Origin of the sequence: uncultured Kocuria sp. (genome assembly GCF_947500125.1) — a bacterium.
Lineage (GTDB): Bacteria > Actinomycetota > Actinomycetes > Actinomycetales > Micrococcaceae > Kocuria.
Window position 1 is genome coordinate 1 of the sequence record NZ_CANMRA010000104.1, and the last position, 236, is coordinate 236.

A 236-nucleotide genomic window follows, 5' to 3' on the forward strand; every position below is an offset into this window, starting at 1 on the left:
CAGGTCTCGCGCATGGCCACCGACCTCGACGAGCACGTGGAGTCCTTCCGCCACCGACCCCTGGACGAGGCCGGCCCGTTCACGTTCGTCGCCGCCGACGCGCTGACCATGAAAGTCCGAGAGGGCGGGCGCGTGGTCAACGCCGTGGTCCTGATTGCGACCGGGGTCAACGGCGACGGCCACCGGGAGGTCCTGGGCATGCGGGTGGCCACGGCCGAGACCGGGGCGGCGTGGAA

Annotated in this window: 1 protein-coding gene; it reads left to right on the top strand. The window is 72.0% G+C overall.

The window, feature by feature from the left end:
* A partial coding sequence (locus Q0817_RS20035; RefSeq protein WP_298592260.1) for a transposase occupies nucleotides 1-236 on the top strand: 236 nt, incomplete at both ends.